Annotated in this window: 22 protein-coding genes; 11 read left to right on the top strand and 11 right to left on the bottom strand. The window is 45.1% G+C overall.

The window, feature by feature from the left end; translation table 11 throughout:
* The first annotated feature begins 147 nt into the window (after positions 1-147).
* On the top strand, positions 148-1185 hold the full coding sequence (locus LZT22_RS06995) for a LacI family DNA-binding transcriptional regulator (RefSeq protein ID WP_233924344.1): 1038 nt from the start codon (positions 148-150) through the stop codon (positions 1183-1185).
* Here LZT22_RS06995 and fdx read toward each other — a convergent pair.
* From fdx to uvrB, 8 genes are all read right to left on the bottom strand, one after another.
* Positions 1182-1520 carry an ISC system 2Fe-2S type ferredoxin gene (fdx, locus tag LZT22_RS06990; RefSeq protein WP_233924343.1) on the bottom strand — a complete coding sequence of 113 codons (339 nt, stop codon included), beginning with the start codon at positions 1518-1520 and terminating at the stop codon, positions 1182-1184. The two genes, LZT22_RS06995 and fdx, sit on opposite strands and share 4 nt — an antisense overlap.
* Positions 1521-1529: 9 nt before the next feature.
* Positions 1530-3395, bottom strand: a complete 1866-nt coding sequence (gene hscA, locus LZT22_RS06985) for a Fe-S protein assembly chaperone HscA (protein WP_233924342.1) — start codon at positions 3393-3395, stop codon at positions 1530-1532.
* Between the two features lie 38 nt (positions 3396-3433).
* Complete coding sequence (hscB, locus tag LZT22_RS06980; protein WP_233924341.1) at positions 3434-3961, bottom strand: Fe-S protein assembly co-chaperone HscB; 528 nt, start codon at positions 3959-3961, stop codon at positions 3434-3436.
* Positions 3939-4262, bottom strand: coding sequence for an iron-sulfur cluster assembly protein IscA (iscA, locus tag LZT22_RS06975; RefSeq protein ID WP_233924340.1), 324 nt, complete (start codon positions 4260-4262; stop codon positions 3939-3941). Before iscA ends, hscB begins: the two co-directional genes overlap by 23 nt.
* A 15-nt stretch (positions 4263-4277) precedes the next feature.
* Positions 4278-4661: a Fe-S cluster assembly scaffold IscU gene (iscU, locus tag LZT22_RS06970; protein ID WP_233924339.1), complete on the bottom strand. Its 384-nt coding sequence runs from the start codon at positions 4659-4661 to the stop codon at positions 4278-4280.
* Positions 4662-4674: 13 nt separating this feature from the next.
* Positions 4675-5934 (bottom strand): IscS subfamily cysteine desulfurase, encoded by a 1260-nt coding sequence (locus LZT22_RS06965; protein ID WP_233924338.1) that lies wholly within the window; start codon positions 5932-5934, stop codon positions 4675-4677.
* Between the two features lie 61 nt (positions 5935-5995).
* Positions 5996-6565 carry a Fe-S cluster assembly transcriptional regulator IscR gene (iscR, locus tag LZT22_RS06960; RefSeq protein WP_233924337.1) on the bottom strand — a complete coding sequence of 190 codons (570 nt, stop codon included), beginning with the start codon at positions 6563-6565 and terminating at the stop codon, positions 5996-5998.
* 165 nt (positions 6566-6730) lie between these two features.
* Positions 6731-8803: an excinuclease ABC subunit UvrB gene (gene uvrB / locus LZT22_RS06955; protein ID WP_233924384.1), complete on the bottom strand. Its 2073-nt coding sequence runs from the start codon at positions 8801-8803 to the stop codon at positions 6731-6733.
* 233 nt (positions 8804-9036) lie between these two features.
* Here uvrB and LZT22_RS06950 point away from each other — a divergent pair, with 233 nt between their 5' ends.
* From LZT22_RS06950 to LZT22_RS06905, 10 genes are all read left to right on the top strand, one after another.
* On the top strand, positions 9037-10239 hold the full coding sequence (locus tag LZT22_RS06950; protein WP_233924336.1) for an amino acid aminotransferase: 1203 nt from the start codon (positions 9037-9039) through the stop codon (positions 10237-10239).
* Between the two features lie 28 nt (positions 10240-10267).
* Positions 10268-11563, top strand: coding sequence for a polyhydroxyalkanoate depolymerase (locus LZT22_RS06945; protein ID WP_233924335.1), 1296 nt, complete (start codon positions 10268-10270; stop codon positions 11561-11563).
* Between the two features lie 21 nt (positions 11564-11584).
* The gene (rsxB, locus tag LZT22_RS06940) at positions 11585-12283 is read left to right on the top strand and encodes an electron transport complex subunit RsxB (protein ID WP_233924334.1); all 699 of its coding nucleotides are present in this window, start codon (positions 11585-11587) and stop codon (positions 12281-12283) included.
* Entirely contained in the window at positions 12283-12939 is a 657-nt protein-coding gene (gene nth, locus LZT22_RS06935) for an endonuclease III (RefSeq protein WP_233924333.1), read from the top strand. Before rsxB ends, nth begins: the two co-directional genes overlap by 1 nt.
* Positions 12926-13357 (top strand): DUF1841 family protein, encoded by a 432-nt coding sequence (locus LZT22_RS06930; RefSeq protein ID WP_233924332.1) that lies wholly within the window; start codon positions 12926-12928, stop codon positions 13355-13357. The genes nth and LZT22_RS06930 overlap by 14 nt, the downstream gene beginning before the upstream one ends.
* Positions 13358-13470: 113 nt before the next feature.
* Positions 13471-14451, top strand: coding sequence for a TRAP transporter substrate-binding protein (locus LZT22_RS06925; protein ID WP_233924331.1), 981 nt, complete (start codon positions 13471-13473; stop codon positions 14449-14451).
* Between the two features lie 25 nt (positions 14452-14476).
* Positions 14477-15034: a TRAP transporter small permease subunit gene (locus LZT22_RS06920; protein ID WP_233924330.1), complete on the top strand. Its 558-nt coding sequence runs from the start codon at positions 14477-14479 to the stop codon at positions 15032-15034.
* Complete coding sequence (locus LZT22_RS06915) at positions 15031-16341, top strand: TRAP transporter large permease subunit (protein WP_233924329.1); 1311 nt, start codon at positions 15031-15033, stop codon at positions 16339-16341. The genes LZT22_RS06920 and LZT22_RS06915 overlap by 4 nt, the downstream gene beginning before the upstream one ends.
* Before the next feature lie 36 nt (positions 16342-16377).
* Positions 16378-18168 (top strand): urea amidolyase family protein, encoded by a 1791-nt coding sequence (locus LZT22_RS06910; RefSeq protein ID WP_233924328.1) that lies wholly within the window; start codon positions 16378-16380, stop codon positions 18166-18168.
* The gene (locus LZT22_RS06905) at positions 18165-18899 is read left to right on the top strand and encodes a 5-oxoprolinase subunit PxpA (protein WP_233924327.1); all 735 of its coding nucleotides are present in this window, start codon (positions 18165-18167) and stop codon (positions 18897-18899) included. The genes LZT22_RS06910 and LZT22_RS06905 overlap by 4 nt, the downstream gene beginning before the upstream one ends.
* A 26-nt stretch (positions 18900-18925) precedes the next feature.
* Here LZT22_RS06905 and LZT22_RS06900 read toward each other — a convergent pair whose 3' ends face one another.
* The 3 genes from LZT22_RS06900 to clpB all read right to left on the bottom strand — a co-directional run bounded on the left by LZT22_RS06900 (position 18926) and on the right by clpB (position 23626).
* On the bottom strand, positions 18926-19354 hold the full coding sequence (locus LZT22_RS06900) for an HIT family protein (protein ID WP_233924326.1): 429 nt from the start codon (positions 19352-19354) through the stop codon (positions 18926-18928).
* Between the two features lie 115 nt (positions 19355-19469).
* Positions 19470-20768: an isocitrate lyase gene (gene aceA / locus LZT22_RS06895; protein ID WP_233924325.1), complete on the bottom strand. Its 1299-nt coding sequence runs from the start codon at positions 20766-20768 to the stop codon at positions 19470-19472.
* 248 nt (positions 20769-21016) lie between these two features.
* Positions 21017-23626 (bottom strand): ATP-dependent chaperone ClpB, encoded by a 2610-nt coding sequence (gene clpB, locus LZT22_RS06890; RefSeq protein WP_233924324.1) that lies wholly within the window; start codon positions 23624-23626, stop codon positions 21017-21019.
* Positions 23627-23700 lie beyond the last annotated feature (74 nt).

Genomic DNA, 23700 nt, shown 5'->3' with positions numbered 1-23700 from the left:
CCCAAAAACAGAAAAATAGAAAATAAATGTAAGCGCTTTCATTTTAAGCATAAAAATGCTATAAATTAGCTCTATTCCTTAATAAATTACTTAGTATTTTCCCTAATACTCGTCTTCACTTGTACTTTCTAATAGCGTACGTCTGGCATGAAAAAACTGGCTAAGTCGATCACCATAAACCATGTGGCTAAAGCTGCGGGGGTCTCTACCGCAACTATTTCGCGTGCCTTAAATCAGCCCGAAGCTGTACGTCCAGCGCTGAAAGAACATATAGAAAAAACAATTAAAAAACTAGGCTATATACCCAATGCAAGCGCCCGCTCTTTAATGTTGCGCCGCTCAGGCACGATTGGCATGATCGTTCCAACTTTAGATAATGCAATTTTTGCCCAAGGTCTAGCTGCCTTCCAAGAACAACTGCTAGAGTCGCACTACCAGTTACTAGTGGCGAGCAGCAACTACGACCCTTATATTGAAGCCAATCAAATTAATAATTTATTGCTACGTGGTGTTGAAGGCATGGCTTTTTTTGGCATTAGTCAGCAACTCGAAACACTGCGGCTATTACAAAATCGGGGGGTGCCCTATATTCATATTGGCGCTTTAAAGGCGCCAATTTCAGGATTTTGTTCGGGCTTTGATAATCAGCAAGCGATTCAACTCGGTATCCAGCATTTATTGGACTTAGGACATATCAAATTTGGCATGATAGCGGGAATTACCGCAAATAATGATCGCGCCCGCGATCGCGTAAAAGGGAGCGTCAGTCTTTTAAAGAAAAATAAAATTGATTTATTGCCTAGCTTAATTATTGAATGCCCGTACACCATTGAAGCAGCACGCGATGCATTAAAGCAATTGCTACGGATTGAGCCAAAATTGACTGCCATTATTTGTGGTAACGACGTTTTAGCCCTCGGCGCCTTACTAGAGGCAAGTAAACAAGGGATCGCTGTCCCTAAAAAATTATCTATCATGGGCTTTGATGATCTCGAGCTTTCGCGTCACCTCATGCCCAGCCTAACCACTATGCATGTAAATGCAAATTCAATGTGGCGAGAAGCAGCAAAGCATTTAGTTGAACAAATTAATGGCGTTCATGGCCTACCAAAAGAAATTAAAACGCCAGTTAACTTAGTCATTCGTGAATCGACTGGCAAAAGCCCAAAAAGCTATAAAAATTAGTGGTTTTCTTTAGCGTGATTAATAGAGTATTTAGGTATCTCAATCACTAAATCTTTTTGCCCCACAATGGCCTGACACGATAAACGGGACTGACTACTTAAACCCCACGCCCGATCTAACATATCGTCTTCATTATCATCAGGTGGATTCAAGCTATCAAGACCTTCACGTACGATCACATGGCATGTAGTACAAGCACAAACCATGTCACAAGCATGCTCAATTTCTACGCCGTTTTCCAATAGCGCTTCACAAATACTCGTACCAGGAACAGTTTCGATCACTGTACCAGCTGGGCAATATTCACTATGCGGTAAAACCACAATTTGCGTCATCGCGACCTTTTAAATTTCAGTAACATTTTTGCCTTTAAGGGCTTTTTGAATGCTCGCATTCATTCGCTTTTCTGCGAAGCCATCACTAGCCTTTGCTGCTCGATCAATGGCTTTACGCAAAATATCGCTATTCAGCTCTTGGCTTGCTGTTATTTTTAAGAGTTGCAATTCCACTTCCAGAGCAGCTCGCTCAGTCGAAGATAATAAATCGCCATCGCTTATCAGCGCAGCTTCAATTGCCTCAAACAGGCGTTGCGCACTAACCTGCTCTTCACGTAAAGCGCGGGCTTGAACGTCAATTTTGGCTGAAGAAAAGCCATCTTGTAGCATCCGCGTAATTTCACTGTCTGTTAGGCCATATGAGGGTTTGATATCAATCGCCGCATGAGCGCCTGAGCCCTGCTCAACCGCCCTCACAGCTAAAAGACCGTCGGCATCAACCTGAAAGGTTACCCGAATACGTGCTGCCCCCGCGACCATCGGCGGAATGCCACGCAATTCAAAGCGACCTAAGGAGCGGCAATCTTGCACCAAATCACGCTCACCCTGGACGATATGTAAAGATAGGGCAGTTTGACCATCTTTAAAAGTTGTAAAGTCTTGGGCGCGCGCAACGGGTATTGGCGTATTACGGGGAATAATTTTCTCTACTAAGCCCCCCATGGTTTCAATCCCTAAAGATAAGGGAATGACATCCAACAATAACCATTCGTTATTTTTCGTTTGATTGCCTGCTAATAAATCCGCTTGCATCGCAGCACCTAGCGCTACGACTTGATCTGGATTTAAATTATTTAATGGCGCGGTACCAAATAGCTCGCCCACGGCGCGTTGCACATTGGGCATCCTAGTGGCTCCACCTACCATGACCACGCCTTTAACTTCATCTGCTTTTAAGCCAGCGTCACGCAATGCTTTGCGTACAGCAACTAAGGTTTTACTCACTAAATTTTGGGTCATTTCAAAAAATTGGGCTTGGCTCACACCCACATTTACCACCGCGCCATCACTTAATCTCAGATGTACTCTGGTTAGAGCCGCATGACTCAAATGCTCTTTTGCTGCTTTACAAGCCAATAAGAGTGCCCGTTGATCATGCAAAGATAATGGTGGTAATTTAGCCTGTTCAATAACCCAACAAAATAAGCGCTGATCAAAATCATCTCCACCCAAGGCGGTATCACCACCAGTCGAAAGCACCTCAAAGACCCCTTTACTCATGCGCAAAATCGAGATGTCAAAAGTACCGCCGCCTAAATCGTAGACCGCATAAACACCTTCCGCACCATTATCTAAACCATAAGCAATCGCTGCTGCAGTAGGCTCATTCAGTAAGCGCAACACCTCAAGCCCAGCCAATTTAGCGGCATCCTTGGTAGCTTGGCGTTGTGCCTCGTCAAAATAGGCGGGTACCGTAATGACAGCACCCACAATGGGCTCAGCAACAGAATCTTCTGCTAATTGCCGTAACCTTGCCAAAATTTCTGCCGATACTTCAATCGGGCTTTTATCACCTGCAATGGTTCTCAACTTGAGCATGCCAGGTTGATCGACAAAGTCGTAAGGAGCATTTTCTAAATGAGCTATATCAGTCAAACCTCGCCCCATATAGCGCTTAACCGACACGATGGTATTTTTAGGATCTGTAATCAAGTGCTCTAGGGCCTCGAAACCCGCTTGAGTTTGCCCATTCGGCAAATAACGCACGACTGATGGCAATAATTCACGCCCTTGTGTATCGACTAAAATTTGTGGCAAAGCATTTCGCACCAAAGCCACTAAGGAATTAGTAGTACCCAAATCGATGCCAATGGCAATGCGCCGCTGATGCGGTGCAAGCGACATCCCAGGTTCAGCGATTTGTAAAAGTGCCATAATTGATTGTCAATAGACTGAATTAAAAATATGCTCGCTTATGCTAAATCAGCAGTTGCATCATCGAGCTCGGTGGCAAATTTATCAATAAATAATAATCCACGCAATAGCTCAGCTGCGCGTACAAAATTACCTGCCCGATCAATTGCCTCAGTAAGCTCAGCCATCGTGTCTTGATACGATAAACGCACTTCTTGACTCAAAATAGCTAATGCAGCTAAATTGTCTTCGTGCTCTTCTAAATTTTCTCGCCAAGCAATTTGTTGTAATAAAAAAGCTGCTGGCATTGCGGTATTGGTTTCAAGCTGAGCATTTACTCCATGTAATTCGCATAAGTAAAGTCCCCGCTGAATTGGATTTTTTAAAGTTTGATATGCCGTATTGGCTAAGGTGGCTAACTGCATGGCAAGCCGTTGCTCACTTTCGGTACCGCGGGCATGCCGATCAGGGTGAACCTCTTTTTGCACAGCTAAATAGGCGCGATCAAGCTCAGCCACATTCACTTGGAATTGCGGATTTAGCCCAAAAAACTGGAAGTAATCTTCAGACGCGGAAAGATTCGCCACAACCACACTCGTCTTTTACGTTTGGATTTTGGAACTTAAACCCCTCGTTCAAACCCTCACGCACAAAATCAAGCTGGGTACCATCGATATAAGCCAAACTCTTCGGATCTACAAATACCTTCACGCCATTCGATTCAAACATCTGATCTTCTGGCGCTGCTTCGTCTACGTACTCCAACTCATAAGCCAAACCCGAACAACCCGTAGTACGCACACCTAAACGCAAGCCGCAGCCTTTACCGCGCTTTTCAATATTATGAGCGACGTGAGCTGCTGCTTTTTCAGTGAGAGTGATTGCCATTTACTTTTACCTTGCTTATGCGGGATGTTTATCTTTGTAATCTTTAACAGCCGCTTTAATCGCATCTTCAGCTAAGATCGAGCAATGAATTTTAACGGGAGGTAAAGCCAATTCTTCAGCAATCAAGGAATTTTTAATTTCAAGCGCTTGGTCTAAAGTCTTTCCCTTAACCCATTCGGTTACCAAAGATGAAGAGGCGATAGCCGAGCCACAGCCATAAGTCTTAAACTTCGCATCTTCGATGATGCCCTGCTTATTTACACGAATTTGTAGCTTCATCACATCGCCGCATGCTGGCGCGCCAACCATCCCTGTGCCCACTTGATCATCGCCCTTGGTAAACGAGCCCACATTGCGTGGATTTTCATAATGATCAATTACTTTATCGCTATATGCCATGATATTTCCTTTATTAGTGAGCAGCCCATTGAATGGTGCTGATATCAATACCGTCTTTAAACATTTCCCATAAGGGCGAAAGTTCGCGTAAACGGGCAATTTTTTCTTTCACTAATTGAATCGTGAAATCAACTTCTTCTGCAGTGGTAAAACGACCAATCGTAAAACGTATTGAGCTATGGGCTAATTCATCATTACGACCAAGAGCACGTAAGACATAGGAAGGCTCAAGCGAAGCTGAAGTACAAGCTGAACCCGAAGAAATGGCAATATCTTTTAAGGCCATCAACATCGATTCCCCTTCAACATAATTAAAACTAATATTTAAATTATGGGCAACTCGTTGATCCATATCGCCATTCACATACACTTCCTCAATATCTTTCAGCCCTGCTAATAAACGATCGCGTAAAGCCCGAATACGTTTATTTTCTGCCACCATTTCAATACGCGCAATTCGAAAGGCCTCGCCCATGCCTACAATTTGATGCACGGGTAAAGTGCCAGAGCGCATGCCACGCTCGTGTCCACCGCCATGAATTTGTGCCTCGATTCGCACGCGGGGCTTACGCCGCACAAATAAGGCTCCCATTCCTTTAGGTCCATAGGTTTTATGGGCTGAGAAACTCATTAAATCAACCTTTAATTTCTCTAGATCAATTTCAACCTTACCAGTTGCCTGTGCCGCATCGACATGCAAAATAATGCCGCGTGAACGCGTTAAGTCGCCAATGCGGGGAATGTCTTGCACCACCCCAATTTCATTATTAACAAACATCACCGAAACCAAAATCGTATCAGGACGCATGGCTGCTTCTAATTGGGCAAAATCAATTAACCCGCTGGGCAGAACATCTAAATAGGTAACATCAAAGCCTTCGCGCTCAAGCTCACGGCAGGTATCTAAAGTGGCCTTATGCTCCGTTTTCACCGTAATGATGTGCTTGCCTTTTTCTTGATAGAAATGGGCTGCACCTTTTAGGGCTAAGTTAATACTTTCGGTTGCGCCACTAGTCCAGACAATTTCACGCGGATCGGCATGAACCAACTTAGCTACCTCAGCACGCGCCTCTTCAACCGCCTCTTCAGCAGCCCATCCAAATGCATGGCTACGCGACGCGGCATTCCCAAATTGCTCCCGCAAATAGGGCAGCATCTTGTCAACCACACGGGGATCAATCGGCGTAGTTGCTGAGTAATCCATATAGACTGGGAAGTGCTTTGGACTAAACAAAGAAACGGGTTGTAAAACTCGACTTTCTGGGGCATTCATGGCGTTTATATGTTCTAAAAATAGTATGCGTTAGATAAATTGAATGTGAGTTATGGGTTTATTAATTTTGTCCTGCTAAATTAAAAACGGAATTCACAATATGTCGCTTGGGGGCAACCTCGGTTTTAAGTGCTTGCGCAGGAGCTAGCTTGGTGGGCTTAGTCACGTTAAGCTTGATTTTCTTATCACGCAAATCGTGCAAGACAACTCCGCGACCTTCTTGTTGCTGCATCAGATCACGCAAGCTAACCGAATTCAGGTACTCAACCATTTTGGCATTCAGGTTAGTCCATAGATCGTGCGTCATGCAACGGCCCAGATGGTCCTCTTCATTATGGCAATTGCCCTTGCCACCGCATTGCGTTGCATCTAGAGGCTCATCAACTGCAACAATAATATCGGCGACACTAATTTGTTCGGCCTTCAGCGCCAAGGTATAGCCGCCACCGGGTCCACGCGTACTTTCAACAATGTTGAAGCGACGCAACTTACCAAATAGTTGCTCTAAATAAGAAAGCGAAATTTTCTGTCGTTGACTGATGCCAGCCAAAGTCACAGGGCCGTGCGCTTCACGCAAAGCCAAATCAATCATCGCGGTTACTGCAAAACGACCTTTAGTTGTAAGTCTCATAAATCACCTATGTTGTGGGTTGCTATGGACAGCTCATAGCCGGACGGATAATATCCGACTAATCCACTCAAGTTTAGCAGATACCCGACTAATTTGCTCAAGCTTTGCCTTCTCACTGAAAGGGTTATTTTACTAGGGCGTTCTTACTAAGACAGGGCTAGAGAGTTAAAGCCTATCATGAGAAAAGGCGCCAAAGGCCATTTCTTTCACTTTAGTTAAGCGATCGCGGGTGGCAGCGGCCTTTTCAAACTCTAGATTTTTGGCTTCTGCATTCATTTGCTTCTCTAAGCTCTTGATTTCTAAGGATAATTGCTTTTCACTCAAGCTTTCATAGCGGGCTCGCTCTTCCGCGACCAAATATTCACTACGCTTTTCACTCACGTCATAAACCCCATCAATAATATCTTTAATGCGCTTGCTCACGCCCTTGGGTTCAATCCCATGAAGGGCATTAAAGGCCACCTGCTTTTCACGGCGACGATTGGTTTCGCCAATAGCTCGACGCATCGAATCGGTCATTTTGTCGGCGTACAAAATGGCCTTTCCCCGAATATTGCGGGCTGCTCGGCCAATTGTTTGTATCAAGCTACGCTCAGAACGCAAAAAACCTTCTTTATCGGCATCCAAAATGGCTACCAATGACACCTCAGGAATGTCTAAGCCTTCGCGTAATAAATTAATCCCCACCAACACATCAAAAGCGCCTAAGCGCAAATCACGAATAATTTCTACCCGCTCTACCGTATCAATATCCGAATGCACATACCGCACCTTGACCCCGTTATCCCCCAAATAATCGGTTAACTGCTCAGCCATGCGCTTCGTTAATACCGTAACTAAAACTCGCTCGCCGACTTTAACGCGCGCCGAAATTTGCATTAATAAATCATCTACTTGTGTGCTAGCTGGTAAAACTTCTATCTCGGGATCAACCAATCCTGTTGGTCTAGCAACCTGCTCAACCACTTGTCCAGTTTTGCCTTTTTCGTAATCAGCTGGGGTTGCCGAAACAAAAATGGCTTGCCGCATCTTGGTTTCAAACTCAGGAAATTTCAACGGTCGGTTATCTAGCGCTGAAGGCAAACGAAAGCCAAACTCCACTAAAGTTTGTTTGCGTGAGCGATCACCGTTATACATACCATTAAATTGGCCAATAAGTACATGGCTCTCATCTAAAAACATGAGTGCATCAGGCGGCAAATAATCTACCAAGGTAGGTGGGGCTTCGCCCGGGGCAGCGCCAGATAGATGGCGCGAATAGTTTTCAATACCTTTGCAAAATCCCAACTCGCTTAGCATTTCTAAGTCAAAACGCGTGCGCTGCTCAAGTCTTTGGGTCTCAACCAACTTACCTGCCTGCACAAATTCTTCAAGACGCTCACGTAGCTCGACTTTAATTGTCTCAATGGCTTTCAAAATAGTCGCTCGCGGCGTCACATAATGAGAACTTGGATAAACCGTAAAGCGCGGAATTTTTTGCTTTATACGCCCGGTTAAAGGGTCAAAAAACTGCAAGCTTTCAACCACATCATCAAAGAGCTCAATGCGCACGGCTAGTTCATTATGTTCGGCCGGGAAGATATCAATCGTGTCGCCACGGACCCGAAATACGCCCCGCTGAAAATCCACCTCATTACGCTCATACTGCATCGCAATTAAGCGGGTGACGATATCGCGTTGACTCATTTTGTCGCCAGGCCGCAAAGTCATGACCATACTGTGATAATCGCCTGGGTTACCAATGCCATAAATTGCCGAGACTGTTGCCACAATGATGACATCACGTCGCTCTAATAAACTCTTGGTTGCCGACAAACGCATCTGCTCAATATGTTCATTTATTGAAGAATCTTTTTCAATAAATAAATCACGCTGGGGAACATAGGCTTCAGGCTGGTAGTAATCGTAATAACTAACAAAGTATTCCACCGCGTTGCGGGGGAAAAATTCGCGGAATTCACTATACAGTTGCGCCGCTAAGGTTTTATTGGGTGCAAACACAATGGCTGGGCGCCCCATTCTGGCAATGACATTGGCCATCGTAAAAGTTTTACCCGAACCAGTAACGCCCAATAAGGTTTGAAATGACAAGCCATCCTCGATACCACTCACGAGCGCCTCAATTGCTTGAGGCTGATCGCCGGCAGGAGGAAAAGGTTGATACAACTGATAGGGAGAATTGGGGAAAGTCACAAACTTGGCGGGATCTAGCTCATGGCTGGCATCGACAAATGCCATACTTTTGCCTTTTTCCAGCAACAAGGCGCTCTCAGGCTCTGGCTTGGCTAATTTAGGCGGTTTAGGGAACTTGGGGGGCATCTCAGCTATCATTTCATTTGTGAAGCGTTTCAACACAAATTTTGCACAAACGGTGATTTTGCCGTTTTTATTTCAATTTGGGCGAAATGCTTTGAAAACTTGTTTTTGTTGCCCCCTTACCCAGAGCCCTTAACCCGAACTATAGCGATCCAATGACCCTGTTTTCCTCTGTTGAGTTAGCCCCAAAAGACCCTGTTTTTGGCACAACCGAAGCCTATACGGCCGATAAAAATCCCACTAAAGTCAATTTAGGCGTCGGTGTTTACTACACTGATGAGGGGAAAGTACCTGTCCTTAAAGCAGTCGTTGAGGCAGAAGCCACTCACGTAGCCAAACGCACCCCCCGGAGTTATGTTCCTATCGAGGGTCCGCTAGCTTACAACTCCGAAGTGCAAAAATTACTCTTTGGCGCAGATTCCCCTCTCCTTAAAGAAGGTCGAGTGGTCACCGCAGCATGTTTAGGCGGTACGGGCGCCCTCCGAGTGGGAGCTGAATTTATTAAGCGTTTAGAGCCCAACGTACCAGCGGCAATTAGTGCCCCGACCTGGGAAAATCATCGCGGTATTTTTGAGTCGGCTAACTTTAAAGTGCTGGAGTACACCTACTTCGATAGCAAAACCCGTGGCGTTGATTTTGCCGGCATGGTGCAATCCCTTGAATCTTTCCCACCACGCACTGCAGTCGTCTTGCATGCCTGCTGTCATAACCCTACTGGTGCCGATCTGACGCTTGAGCAGTGGCAACAACTGGTCACCATTTTTAAAACACGAGACTTAATTCCATTTTTAGATATTGCCTATCAGGGTTTTGCAGCCGGCATCGAAGAAGATGGGCTGGCGGTACGATTATTTGCTGATTCAGGCATGTCATTTTTTGTATCGAGTTCCTTTTCAAAATCATTTTCCTTGTATGGCGAACGAGTTGGAGCAATCTCAATCGTCACCCAAAGTCGCGATGAAGCGGCACGCGTTCTCTCCCAACTAAAACGGGTCATTCGGACGAATTATTCAAACCCGCCAACCCATGGTGGCGCAGTCGTTGCGACCATTTTAAGTTCACCAGAGTTAAGAAAAATGTGGGAAGATGAGCTGGCGGAAATGCGTCTGCGCATCAAGGCCATGCGTACTCAACTTGTTGCCAAACTCAAGGCAGCCGGAGTAAAACAAAACTTTGATTTCATTCAAACGCAACGGGGTATGTTCTCGTACTCAGGGCTTACCCCTGAACAAGTTCATCGCCTGCAAGTAGAAGATAGTATTTATGCTTTATCCACTGGCCGTATTTGCGTCGCCGCCCTCAATACAAAAAATATTGACAAAGTAGCGCAAGCCATTGCTAAAGTTTTAGCAGCCTAAGCCTTAATATTAGTCGCCAGGAGGCCCTATGCTCTATCAAATGTACGAATTTCAAAAAGCGCTTTTACTACCGATGAGCTCTTGGGCCAAAGCGGCCGCCGATACTTTCATGAATGTATCGAACCCCTTATCAAAAATCCCTGGATCTGAACGTTTAGCAGCCAGCTATGAATTGCTTTATCGACTTGGTAAAGAATATAAAAAGCCCGAATTTGGTATCCGCTCCGTGCATGCTTATGGTAGCGAAGTGGTCATTCATGAAGTCACTAAAGTTGCTAAACCATTTTGCAAATTAATTCAATTCAAACGCTATTCAGATGATGCGCAAGTAATTAATCAGATGAAGCATGATCCGACGATTTTATTGGTTGCACCGCTATCGGGCCATCACTCCACCCTTTTACGTGACACCGTGCGTACTTTATTGCAAGATCACCAGGTCTTTATCACCGACTGGGTCGATGCTCGCCAAGTTCCCTTGAGTGAAGGGGAGTTTGGTTTAGATGACTATGTTCATTACATCCAAGACTTTATGCGTGATATTGGCGTTGCAAACCTACACGTCATTTCAGTTTGCCAACCAACCGTACCCACCTTAGCAGCAGTTGCTTTAATGGCTTCTCAAGGTGAGCCATTGCCGCTGTCAATGATTATGATGGGCGGACCAATTGATGCACGTAAATCGCCTACCGCGGTGAACTCATTGGCTGATAAAAAATCGTATGAATGGTTTAAGAGTCATGTCATATATAAAGTACCCCCACCCAATCCGGGGGTTGGACGTAGTGTCTATCCTGGTTTCCTACAGCACTCTGGCTTTATTGCGATGAATCCACAGAATCATCTGCAATCCCATTGGGATTACTTCCAAAATTTGGTGCGTGGTGACGAATTAGATGCTAAGCAACACATTCATTTCTATGATGAATATAACGCGGTCTTAGATATGGATGCCAAGTATTACCTCGACACAATTAAGACAGTTTTTCAAGACTTTGCTTTACCTAATGGGACGTGGGAAGTGGCCGGAAAACGCGTTAAGCCAGAAGACATTAAAACTACAGCCCTTCTCACGATTGAGGGCGAGTTAGATGACATATCTGGAAGCGGCCAAACTCGAGCAGCACATAAATTATGTAAAGGCATTCCACTGGAGCAAAAAGATCACTATGAAGTATCGGGGGCAGGTCATTATGGTATTTTTTCTGGCCGCCGTTGGCGCGAAAAAGTCTATCCACGCATCCAAGCCTTTATTCGAGCACATGAAGATACCCGTCGTACGACACCTCCACGTGCTAGCAAAGCGCCTGCTAAATTGGCTTAACTTGCCCTCCCTTGTCTCACTATGAATGCAGTGGAGTTGGCAGCGCTTTTAGAAAACGCCTTGCCACAAACCCAATGCACTAAATGCAGTTATCCAAATTGTCGTGGCTATGCAGAAGCGATGTCTACAGGGGCTGCTCCCCCCAATCAATGCCCGCCAGGGGGTGCTGAAGGTATTACTCGCTTAACTCGTATTTTAGAAATCAATCTTCCTCAAGCCCACTTTCCGCAGCTCGAACTAAATCCAGTCAATGGCATAGAACGTCCGCGTGCCGTGGCATACATTCATCCCGAACAATGTATTGGCTGTACCTTATGCATTCAAGCCTGTCCTGTCGATGCGATTGTTGGCGCATCAAAACAAATGCACGTGGTACTTACCGAATGGTGTACTGGCTGTGATTTATGCATTCCACCGTGCCCAGTCGATTGCATCAGCATGGTAGACGTGACTGGCGAAAGGACAGGTTGGGACGCCTGGTCACAACCCCTCGCTGATTTAGCCCACAGCCGCTATTACCAAAGGGAAACACGCTTAGACCGCGAGCAAAAAGATAATCAAGTGCGCCTCAGCTTAAAGGCGCAAGCAAAGTTGGCTGAATTAGATTTAACTAAGGCACAGTCTAGCGCTGAGCTCACTGAAATTGAACGTAAACGCGCCATCATTGCTGCTGCTATTGCACGTGCCCAAGAACAAACGAAGGCCGCTGGCAACCCATGATGAATCGAACGCAACGCGAAACATTTTTTCAGCAATTAAAAAACAACAATCCACATCCAGAAACTGAGCTTGAATATAGCTCGCCTTTTGAACTGCTTGTAGCCGTATTGTTGTCAGCACAGGCTACTGATATTTCCGTTAATAAAGGTACACGCCAACTCTTTAAGGTAGCTAATACACCCCAAGCCATACTAGCCTTGGGTGAGGCCGGCGTTCAGCCCTACATACAACATATCGGCTTATTTCGCACTAAAGGAAAACACTTGCAAGCGACCTGCCAACTACTGCTTGATCGGCATGCTGGGGAAGTGCCACGTGTTCGCGCAGATCTTGAAGCTTTACCTGGGGTGGGTAGAAAAACGGCTAATGTCATTCTCAATACGGCGTTTGGCGAACCCACTATTGCAGTTGATACCCATATTTTTCGAGTCTCGAATCGTACTGGCTTAGCTCCTGGCAAAGATGTGCAAGCCGTTGAACAACAATTACTCAAGCGTGTACCAAAAGAATTTTTACTCGATGCGCATCACTGGCTCATTCTGCATGGTCGTTATATTTGTAAAGCCCGTAATCCCGATTGCGCGCATTGTCTGGTAGAGCCACTCTGCCAATATCCCCATAAAACGAGTCAAGGAAAAATCCGTGGCGCTCTTTAATCCAAGCCGAGAAGAAGTACGGCGCTTCTTTTGCGAAACGTGGCAAAAACAAACTCAAAGCCAAATCTTGACGCCCTTGGAGACGCTGGCTACTCAATGGATTGCACAACATCCTGAATACCACTCCCTCTTGAGTAATACAGAAGCAGCACTCCAGAAAGACTACACACCTGAAGGTGGGGTTACTAATCCTTTTTTGCATCTTTCCATGCATTTATCGATTAGCGAGCAAATTTCCATCGATCAGCCGCCAGGGATTCGCGACATTCAACAACGCTTAGTGCAAAAATTGGGCTCAGAACATGAAGCCCAACACCAAATCATGGAGTGCCTTGGTCAAGTGATGTGGGAGGCCCAGCGTCTTGGTGGAAACCCTGATGCGCAAGCATATTCATTAGCCTTGCAGCACTTACTTTAAACAATTTCTCGCAAACCCTAATTTGGTGCACTTCATTTAGCCAAATGGCTCAGTGAAAATGTTACTATTTTGAATCGCGGCTTAATATAGGCGCCCTAGAGGAGACTTTAATCATGAAATCGTTGCAATGGTTTTTTAAAATTAGCTTAGCAGCATTACTTATTGCGCCGTTGGGCTTAACCCAAGCGCAAACTAAATGGGATTTAGCTAGCGCTTACCCAGTGAGTAATTTCCACACCCAAAATTTACAAGCATTAGCAGCTGATATTGAAAAAGCGACTAATGGCAAACTCAAAATTGTGGTTCATCCTAACGGCTCACTCTTTCCTGCCAATGGCATCAAGCGCGCAGTTCAAACGGGTCAAGCGCAAATGGGTGAAGTTCTCATTTCTTCTTTAGCAAATGAAAATCCCATTTTTGGAGTCGACTCCATTCCGTTTTTAGCGACAAGTTATAAAGAGGCAGCCAAGCTTTGGGCTTTATCAAAAGAACCTACTGAAAAAGCTTTACAAAAACAAGGTATCAAAGTTCTTTATGCAGTTCCTTGGCCACCCCAAGGTCTTTACTCTAAAAATCCTATCACTACGGGTGCTGATCTCAAAGGCTTAAAATGGCGCGCCTATAACCCTGCTACTTCAAAGATCGCTGAATTAGTCGGTGCCCAACCCATTACTGTGCAAGTTGCAGATTTAGCCCAAGCATTAGCAACAGGTACCGTCAATGCCATGATGACTTCTGGCGCAACGGGCGTGGATATTAAGGTTTGGGAAAGCTTAAAGTATTACTATGAAGTAGATGCATGGCTGCCAAACAATATCCTTATGGTTAATCAAAAAGATTTTGATTCTTTAGATAAACCCACTCAAGCGATTCTGGTTAAATTAAGTGCGGAGGCACAAAAACGGGGCTGGGATGTATCAGAAAAGAAGAATAAGAGCGATAAAGAAATCTTGGCTAAAAATGGCATGATCGTTGGTCCACCCTCTCCTGCACTCAAAAATGATTTAGATCGTGTTGGTCGCATTATGGTGGCCGAATGGATTAGAGCTGCAGGCGAAGAAGGGCAAAAAATTATTACTGCCTTTAAAAAATAATGCGCCTAAGCCAACCCAATTGAGTATGACGGAGACTAGACGAACTCGATTGGGTCGCTTACTTGATGTCATTATTAACGGAGCCGCCATACTGGCGGCTTTGTGTATTTTGACCGTTGGCGCATTAATGATGGCGATGTCACTATCACGTGAATTTGGTATTAATTTACGTGGCGCCGATGATCTGATCGCTTGGCTCTGCGCCGCCTCTGCCTTTCTCATTTTGGCGCAAACCTTTCAGCATGGCGGTATTGTGCGTGTCGAAATTATGTTGAATCGCCTTAACCCCTTGTGGCGTTGGCGTATGGAGTGGATCTCGTTGCTCTTCTTATTAGGATTTTGTCTTTTTGCGCTCAGCGCATTTACTTTATTTACGTATCAAAGCTGGGCATTTGACGATGTCTCACAAGGTCAAATTGTGGTGCCTTTGTGGATCCCGCAAATTTTTGTCGCAATCGGTAGTCTTATTTTTACACTTGCCGTAATAGATGAGTTAATCCGTGTTCTGCGACATCAGAAACCACGTTATCAAGCGCTCCAAGAAGAGCGTTTAGCAGCTGGTGATTTTGGAGAAACCTTGTGAGCATTGTCACTATCGCGCTTTTGCTGTTGGTGCTGATGACCGTGTTATTGATGATGGGTATTTGGATTCCGGCTGGCGTAGCCATTACCGCCTGGATTGGTTTGGGGCTTTTTTCCAACAAAGACACCATGATTAATTTAGCCAATGCTTGGTGGAATTCGAGCTCCTCCTATACTCTGGCCGCTTTACCCTTATTTGTATGGATGGGCGAAATTTTATTTCGCACCAAGCTCTCAGAGCAAATGTTCACTGGTTTGGCGCCTTGGCTTAATTGGCTACCTGGCAGACTTATGCATGTGAATATTTTAGGCTGCGGTATTTTTGGCTCAGTCTCAGGCTCATCTGCAGCAACATGCGCCACGATTGCTAAATCGGCCTTACCTGAATTAACCAAGCGCGGATATGACCCAAAAATTACTTTGGGCTCATTATCCTGTGCGGGCACACTCGGTATTTTGATTCCACCCTCAATCATCATGGTGGTCTATGCTGTCGCAGCCGATCAATCCATCATCCGAATTTTTTTAGCGGGCTTTATTCCTGCGGCGATTTTGATGCTTTTGTTCTCTGGCTACATTGTCGTTTGGGCACTGCTCAACCCGACTAAAACACCAAAGGCTGAAAAATATTCTCTGCGCCAACGCATCCATTCAATTGGTCAGCTGTTGCCGTGTACAGCACTAATTGTTTTCATTACTTGGGTCATGTTAAAGGGCTACGCAACAGCCACAGAAGCTGCAGCCTACGGAGTCGTTGGCTCGCTAATTTTAGCTGCGCTGGGTAAAAGCCTCACCTGGAAAAACTTTTGGGAGAGCCTTTTGTCGGCAACCCGCTTAACCGCAATGATTATGTTTGTGTTGGGTGCAACCTCATTTTTATCGATCGTCATGAGTTATACCGGCATCCCACGCGGCCTAGCTGAATGGGTGGCGAGCTTACATTTAAGTCCTTGGGCGCTGATTGCAGTATTAACTGTGATTTATATTTTATTGGGCACTGCGCTGGATGGCATTTCAATGATTGCACTGACTACAGTAACGGTATTACCAATGGTGCAACTTGCTGGCTTTGATTTAGTCTGGTTTGGGATTTTTATTGTGCTCTTAGTGGAAATTGCCGAAGTAACCCCACCAGTCGGTTTTAATCTTTTTGTGCTGCAAAGTATGACAGGCAAAGATAGTAACTATATTGCTAAGGTATCCTTTCCTTTTTTCATGATGATGGTCATTGCAGTGGGCTTAATTACGATTTGGCCTGAATTGGTTACTTGGTTGCCAGATCAAGTGATGCAAAAAGAAATAAAGTAGCGCAATTAGCCACTAATTTTTTCCTGAGTTTAGATAATGGTCTCGGTAAATAAAAACCAAGTCAATCATACTGCTGCATCGATTCCCTATTTTAATCTGGGAGATAGCTGTCTTTTGCTGGATTGTTCACAGACCAGCACACCCATTAAAGCGGTGCATGCACTCACCCAGACGCTCTTTAAAAATCATCCTGAGTGGGCACTTGATATTATTCCAGGTATCGAAACTCTACTCATTCGCTATCACTTTAAGCAGCGCGCTCCCGAGGAGGTGCGAGCCCTTGCCAAACTCGAAATGGATCTTTTATTGCAAAATTTTTTGCCCACACTGGAAAATAAACCACCAACAAACAATCAAGTACATACCATTCGAATTTGTTATGACGAGCGCGTAGCGCCTGATTTAGTAACCAGTGCAGCGCAATGCAAATTAACTACGCGTGAGTTCATTGAATTACATCAGCAGTCTAATTTTACGGTCGATATTGTCGGTTTTATGCCTGGCTTTGCATATTGCAGTGGCTTAAATCCGCAACTTAAATTACCACGGCTGAAGTCGCCTCGTGCTGCAGTTCCTGCTGGTTCAATCGCTATTGCCGGCTTGCAAACAGCAATTTATCCCCAAGCTACACCAGGTGGTTGGAATTTAATTGGTAAGTGCCCCGAGACCTTATTTGATGTCAATCGTAATCCTCCCGGGCTCTTCATGCCTGGCGATCAGATCCAGATTGAAGAAATTACCTTTGCTGAACTGCTAGAAATTGAGGCGGTAGAGGCGACTGCTAACAAACACAACATTGCCCTTGTGCAAAGTCATGAACCCAAGCCAATTGATCTTGAAATCATGAATTCCGGCACGCTCACCACGATTCAAGATGCTCCTCGATATGGTTTGATGCATTGGGCTGTAAGTCCTGGTGGTTCTGTAGATCAAGCCGCCATGCAGTTGGCGAATGCTTTAGTTGGTAATGCTCCCGATACTGCTGTACTGGAAATTACTTCCATTGGACCCCGCCTTATTTTTCACAACGCAGCCATCATCGCTTGGATTGGTGGTATCTGTGAGGTAAAAATTAATGGACAACTCACTCCCGGTAACCGTCCCATTTCGATCAAGGCGGGCTCAAGAGTCGAATTTGCTGAAATTGCATCAGGCTACCGGCTGATCTTGGCTATTCGTGGCGGCATCGATACGCCAACAATTCTCGGTCGTAAGGGCTCCTACTTAAGTGCCAATATTGGCCCTAAAAGACTGCAGAAAGGCGACGTTCTGAGCTTAATACAGTCGTCTCAAGTTGATATGGAGCATGCGCTGCAGGCCTTAGTTGATCAATCCAAGCCGCAGCACTATCCCAAATGGTCGATCCAATCACCCTATATCGCTAATCAAAAAATTGCTGTAATTGATGCTTTACCAGGGCTACATTTGCAACAACTGAGTAAAAAGGAGCAAGCGCTATTCTGGCAGACAGTCTGGACTATTTCCCCCCAAAGTAACCGAATGGGGATGCGCCTACAAGGTGACTTTGCTTTGAAAATACCTTTTCCTGAAATTGCTTCGCAAGGCATGATGCTAGGCACCGTGCAATTACCTGCATCTGGTGAGCCCATTATCATGATGGCTGAGCACCAAACGACTGGGGGTTATCCCCGTCTTGCTGAAGTTATTCGTAGTGCCCAAACTAAATTAGCTCAGTTAAAGCCTGGGCAGCAGATTCGCTTGAACCCAGTTACCTTAAATGAAGCAGATGCAATAAACTTACATGCTGATGAAGAGCTACAAACGACGCTTGCAGCAATTAAAATAGCTCTTGGAGGCAAACCATGAATAAAAAAATTGATCTGAATAGTGACATGGGCGAAGGCTATGGCGTATGGAATATGGGCCATGACCTAGAATTGCTGAACTATATTAGCTCGACCAACATTGCCTGTGGTTGGCATGCTGGTGATGCGCGGCGAATGCGTAATTTAGTGACGGCAGCAGTCGAAAAAAATGTGCGCATTGGCGCTCATCCTGGTCTACCAGATTTAAATGGTTTTGGGCGACGCGAAATGGCCATTACAGCTGAAGATGCCTACGATTTTGTGATGTACCAAACCGGGGCGTTGCAGGCATTTGTGCTCGCTGCTGGGGCTAAGTTGCATCATGTTAAGCCGCATGGTGCTTTGTATACTCAAGCAGCTAAAGATCTCGAACTAGCGCGTGGTATTGCTAGAGCTGTCCATGATCTTGGTGACGACATCATCTTGTATGGCCTAGCATCAAGTTGTTTTGTACAAGCAGCCGCAGAATTTAAAGTGCCCTTGTGGCAAGAAGTCTTTGCCGATCGACGTTACTTAGCTAGCGGCTTATTAGTTCCTCGTAGTAATCCTCGCGCGGTACTATCGGATGAAGCTGAAGCGCTAGCACAGGCTATCGCGATGGCCCACCAAGGAACCGTGCAAACGATCGATGGTACTACTATTCAATTGCAGGCAGATACGCTGTGTATTCATGGCGATAACCCGCATGCATTGGTATTTGCCAAGGCCATCGCTAAACAATTACTCGCATAGAGAGGGGTAGTATCGGGATTGCTTAACTAGTGCAAATTAGCGATCGTTTCGCGAATCATTTTAGGTAGTTGTAAAGCCAATTGCTGTCTAACTAAAAGCGGATTATTTTTTTCACCCCGCTTACGCTGCGACCAAACAGAGTCAGGGAAAAATGGATCATCCTCATAACGCGGAATAATATGCCAGTGCAAATGAGGCACTTGATTGCCTAATGATGCTAAATTAACTTTGTTTGGTTGCATCACCTGACGCATTGCTTCTTCAACGGCAAATACAATGGTCATCAAAATTTCCCGTTCGGAATAACTTAAGTCGGTCATTTCAGCGACGTGGCGATTCCAAATCACACGGCATAAACCAGGCAAATCAGGGTCTGCTACCTGCACTACGCGGCAATCATCACCACTCCAGATGACGATACCGCCGTCTTGTTCACATAAGTTGCAATTAGCCATAACTAAGAATGTAATAGAAAAAGGCGCTCAAGTCACCCTTGTAAGGTTTCTTGAGCGCCATCACAACAACTTTAGGCGCTTTTATGGTATTTGCGCTTACTTTAGGAAGCTAAATTTAGTGAAATTGCTCTTCTTCGGTTGAGCCTGTTAAAGCGGTTACCGAAGACTTTCCACCCTGAATGACCGTTGTTACATCATCGAAATAGCCTGTACCCACTTCTTGCTGATGTGAGACGAAGGTATAACCCCGCTCACGCGCAGCAAATTCTGGTTCTTGTACTTTTTCTACATACGCTGTCATGCCGCGGGTTGCGTAGTCTTGTGCTAAATCAAACATGTTGTACCACATCGAATGAATGCCAGCTAAGGTTATAAATTGGTACTTATAACCCATTGCACCCAACTCGCGTTGGAACTTGGCAATTGTCGCGTCATCTAAATTCTTTTTCCAGTTAAATGAAGGTGAACAGTTGTAGGCCAACATTTTTCCGGGGAATTTAGCCCGCACCGCTTCAGCAAACTTACGGGCAAAATCCAAATCGGGCGTACCTGTTTCACACCACACCATATCGGCATAGGCAGCGTAAGCTAAACCTCGGGATATTGCTTGATCTAAGCCTTTGCGGGTTTTATAAAAGCCTTCAGGCGTACGTTCACCAGTTAGGAAGGGTTGATCATTTTCATCGTAGTCAGAAGTAATTAAATCGGCTGCTTCAGCATCAGTACGCGCCAAAATAATTGTTGGCGTACCCATCACATCGGCTGCCAAGCGCGCTGAAATCAGTTTTTGAACTGATTCTTGAGTGGGCAATAAAACTTTGCCACCTAAGTGTCCGCACTTCTTCACTGACGATAATTGATCTTCAAAATGGACGGCGGCTGCACCACTTTTAATTAAGGCCTTACTTAATTCATAAGCATTTAACACGCCACCAAAACCAGCTTCAGCGTCGGCAACAATCGGCGCATAGTAATCGATATAACCCGGATCGCCAGGATTAATTCCCTTTGACCACTGAATCTGATCAGCCCGCTCAAAGGTGTTATTAATGCGTTCTACGACTTTGGGTACCGAATCAACTGGGTATAAAGACTGGTCTGGATACATCGCTGCATACGAATTATTATCGGCAGCTACTTGCCAACCTGATAGGTAAATGGCTTTAATGCCTGCCTTCACTTGTTGCATGGCCTGGCCGCCAGTTAATGCCCCCAAAGTACTGACATAGGCTTCGTTATTAACTAGATTCCATAATTTCTCAGCACCAGTCTTCGCGAGGGTGTGTTCAATTTTGAGTGAGCCACGTAAACGCACGACATCATCAGCGGTATAGCCACGCTTAATACCCTGCCAACGAGGGTTGGTATCCCAATCCTTTTGAATTGCTGCTGCCTCTGCTTTGCGTGTACTCATCATGCTCTCCTTGGATAAATAAAATCAGTCTTATGTCTTATATAAGAGTGTAGAGATTACAAGCCAAGTTGCAAGCCTTATAACAACAGAATATAAAAATATTTAAGCCAACATTATCAATAACTTACAGTTATTAATTCACTATATGAAATGATAATTCAGTGCTTGAAATAAATTCGAGCAAGTTTGTTGCGCTGCATTTTAGCCAGGGAAATGCCATTCCATATGATGAAATGGCACCATCAAGCTTAATGCACTTGCCGCTTAAAGCTAAATTCACCTTTTTTATCGACATCCACTGGCACTACGTCCTTCGGTCCAAAGGTGCCTTCCAAAATCATTTTTGAAACTGGGTTCTCAATGTATTGTTGAATGGCCCGCTTTAATGGTCGCGCACCATAGACTGGGTCAAAACCTACTTCAGCAATCTTATCTAAGGCGGCGTCACTCACCTCTAGTTGCATATCAACCTTTGCCAAGCGATCGGCTAAGTTTTTCAAGAGAATCTTGGCAATGGAAGCAATGTTCTTTTTATCAAGTCCATGGAACACCACAATTTCATCGATGCGATTCAGAAACTCAGGGCGGAAATGATTTTTCAATTCACCAAAGACAGCTTCTTTGATGGCTGCTTGTTTTTTACCTTCGCTGGACATCGATTGAATTAAATGCGAGCCAATATTACTTGTCATCACAATCACGGTATTTTTAAAGTCAACCGTTCTGCCTTGCCCATCAGTTAAGCGACCATCATCCAATACCTGTAACAGTACATTGAATACATCAGGGTGGGCTTTCTCAATTTCATCAAACAAAATCACGCTATAGGGCTTGCGTCTTACTTGCTCGGTAAGGTAGCCGCCCTCTTCGTAACCCACATAGCCAGGGGGCGCACCAATTAAGCGGGCCACACTGTGTTTTTCCATGAACTCACTCATATCAATCCGAATTAAATGATCTTCACTATCAAACAAGAAACCCGCTAGTGCTTTACAGAGCTCGGTTTTGCCTACGCCGGTGGGGCCTAAAAATAAGAATGACCCATAGGGCCTATTCTCTTCTGATAAACCTGCACGTGAACGACGAATGGCATCAGAGACAGCTCGAATCGCTTCTTCCTGGCCCACGACGCGATTGTGTAATAACTCTTCCATTTTTAATAATTTATCGCGCTCACCTTGCATCATCTTCGATACGGGAATGCCAGTAGCGCGCGAGACAACTTCAGCAATTTCTTCAGCGCCAACCTGTGTACGTAGGAGTTTATTTTTAACTACGCCGTCTTTATCGCCCTTTGCCTCTGCTGCTGCGGCGGACTTTAGCTTTAGCTCTAACTCGGGCAATTTGCCATACTGCAGCTCGGCCACTTGCTCTAATTTACCTTCACGCTGCAGTTTCGTAATTTCCGCTTTAATCTTTTCAATTTCCTCTTTCAGGGTAGCGGCGCCTAAAACTGCTCCCTTTTCGGCCTTCCAAATCTCTTCTAAATCGGCATATTCAGCGCCCAAACGTTTGATTTCTTCTTCAATCAAATCTAGGCGCTTTTTGGATGCCTCATCTTTTTCCTTCTTCACCGCTTCGCGTTCAATTTTGAGCTGAATCAGGCGGCGCTCTAATTTATCCATTACCTCTGGTTTGGAGTCGATTTCCATACGAATGCGTGAGCCTGCCTCATCGATTAAATCGATGGCCTTGTCTGGCAAGAAACGGTCGGTAATATACCGATGTGACAACTCAGCCGCAGCAACAATGGCGGGATCGGTAATTTCAATACCATGATGCAATTCATAACGCTCTTGTAAGCCGCGCAAAATTGCAATCGTTGCCTCAACACTTGGCTCATCCACCATCACTTTTTGGAAGCGACGCTCTAATGCAGCATCTTTCTCAATGTATTTACGGTATTCATCGAGGGTAGTTGCGCCAATGCAATGCAATTCACCGCGCGCTAAAGCCGGTTTAAGCATATTGCCTGCGTCCATTGCCCCATCGGCCTTGCCTGCTCCTACCATCGTATGAATTTCGTCGATGAAGATAATGGTATTACCTTCATCCTTGGCAACATCATTTAGCACAGCCTTCAAACGTTCTTCAAATTCACCACGATATTTAGCGCCAGCTAATAACAAAGCCATATCTAACACTAATACGCGTTTATTTTTTAAAGTTTCTGGAACTTCACCATTGACAATACGCTGTGCCAAGCCCTCAACAATGGCAGTCTTACCTACGCCTGGCTCGCCTATTAAGACGGGATTATTTTTGCCGCGGCGTTGCAAAATTTGAATCGTGCGACGAATCTCATCATCGCGCCCAATTACTGGGTCAAGTTTGCCAAGACGAGCTCGCTCAGTTAAATCTAAGGTATATTTTTTTAAGGCTTCACGTTGACCTTCAGCATCGGCACTATTCACAGACTCTCCTCCTCGGACTACATCAATTGCGGCTTCTAAGGCTTTACGGGTTAAACCATTTTCGCGAGCAGCTTTGCCTAACGGACCCTTATCATCAGCAATCACCAATAAAAAAAGTTCGCCAGCAATAAATTGATCGCCGCGCTTATTCGCTTCTTTTTCAGTGAGATTGAGCCAGCCCGATAAATCACGGCCAACCTGCACTTCTCCATTAGTCCCCTGCACTTCCGGAAAACCATCAATGATTTTTTGAGTCGCTTTTTCTAATCCGGCAACATTGACTCCAGCGCGGGTTAATAAGCTTCTTGCTGCGCCATCTCGCTCGCGTAACATGGCCATGAGCAAATGCGCTGGCTCAATGTATTGATTATCTTTCGATAAAGCAATGCTTTGCGCCTCGTTGAGCGCCTCCTGAAATTTACTAGTTAATTTATCGATTCTCATGATTTACCTTAAAGCGACAAAAATTAATATCATATGAGAATATAAGGGCAAATCCCCTAATTGCAAGCTGAAAT

It is taken from the genome of Polynucleobacter sp. IMCC 29146 (assembly GCF_021395195.1).
Classification (GTDB): domain Bacteria; phylum Pseudomonadota; class Gammaproteobacteria; order Burkholderiales; family Burkholderiaceae; genus Polynucleobacter.
This window is presented reverse-complemented; position numbering and strand designations above follow the sequence as displayed.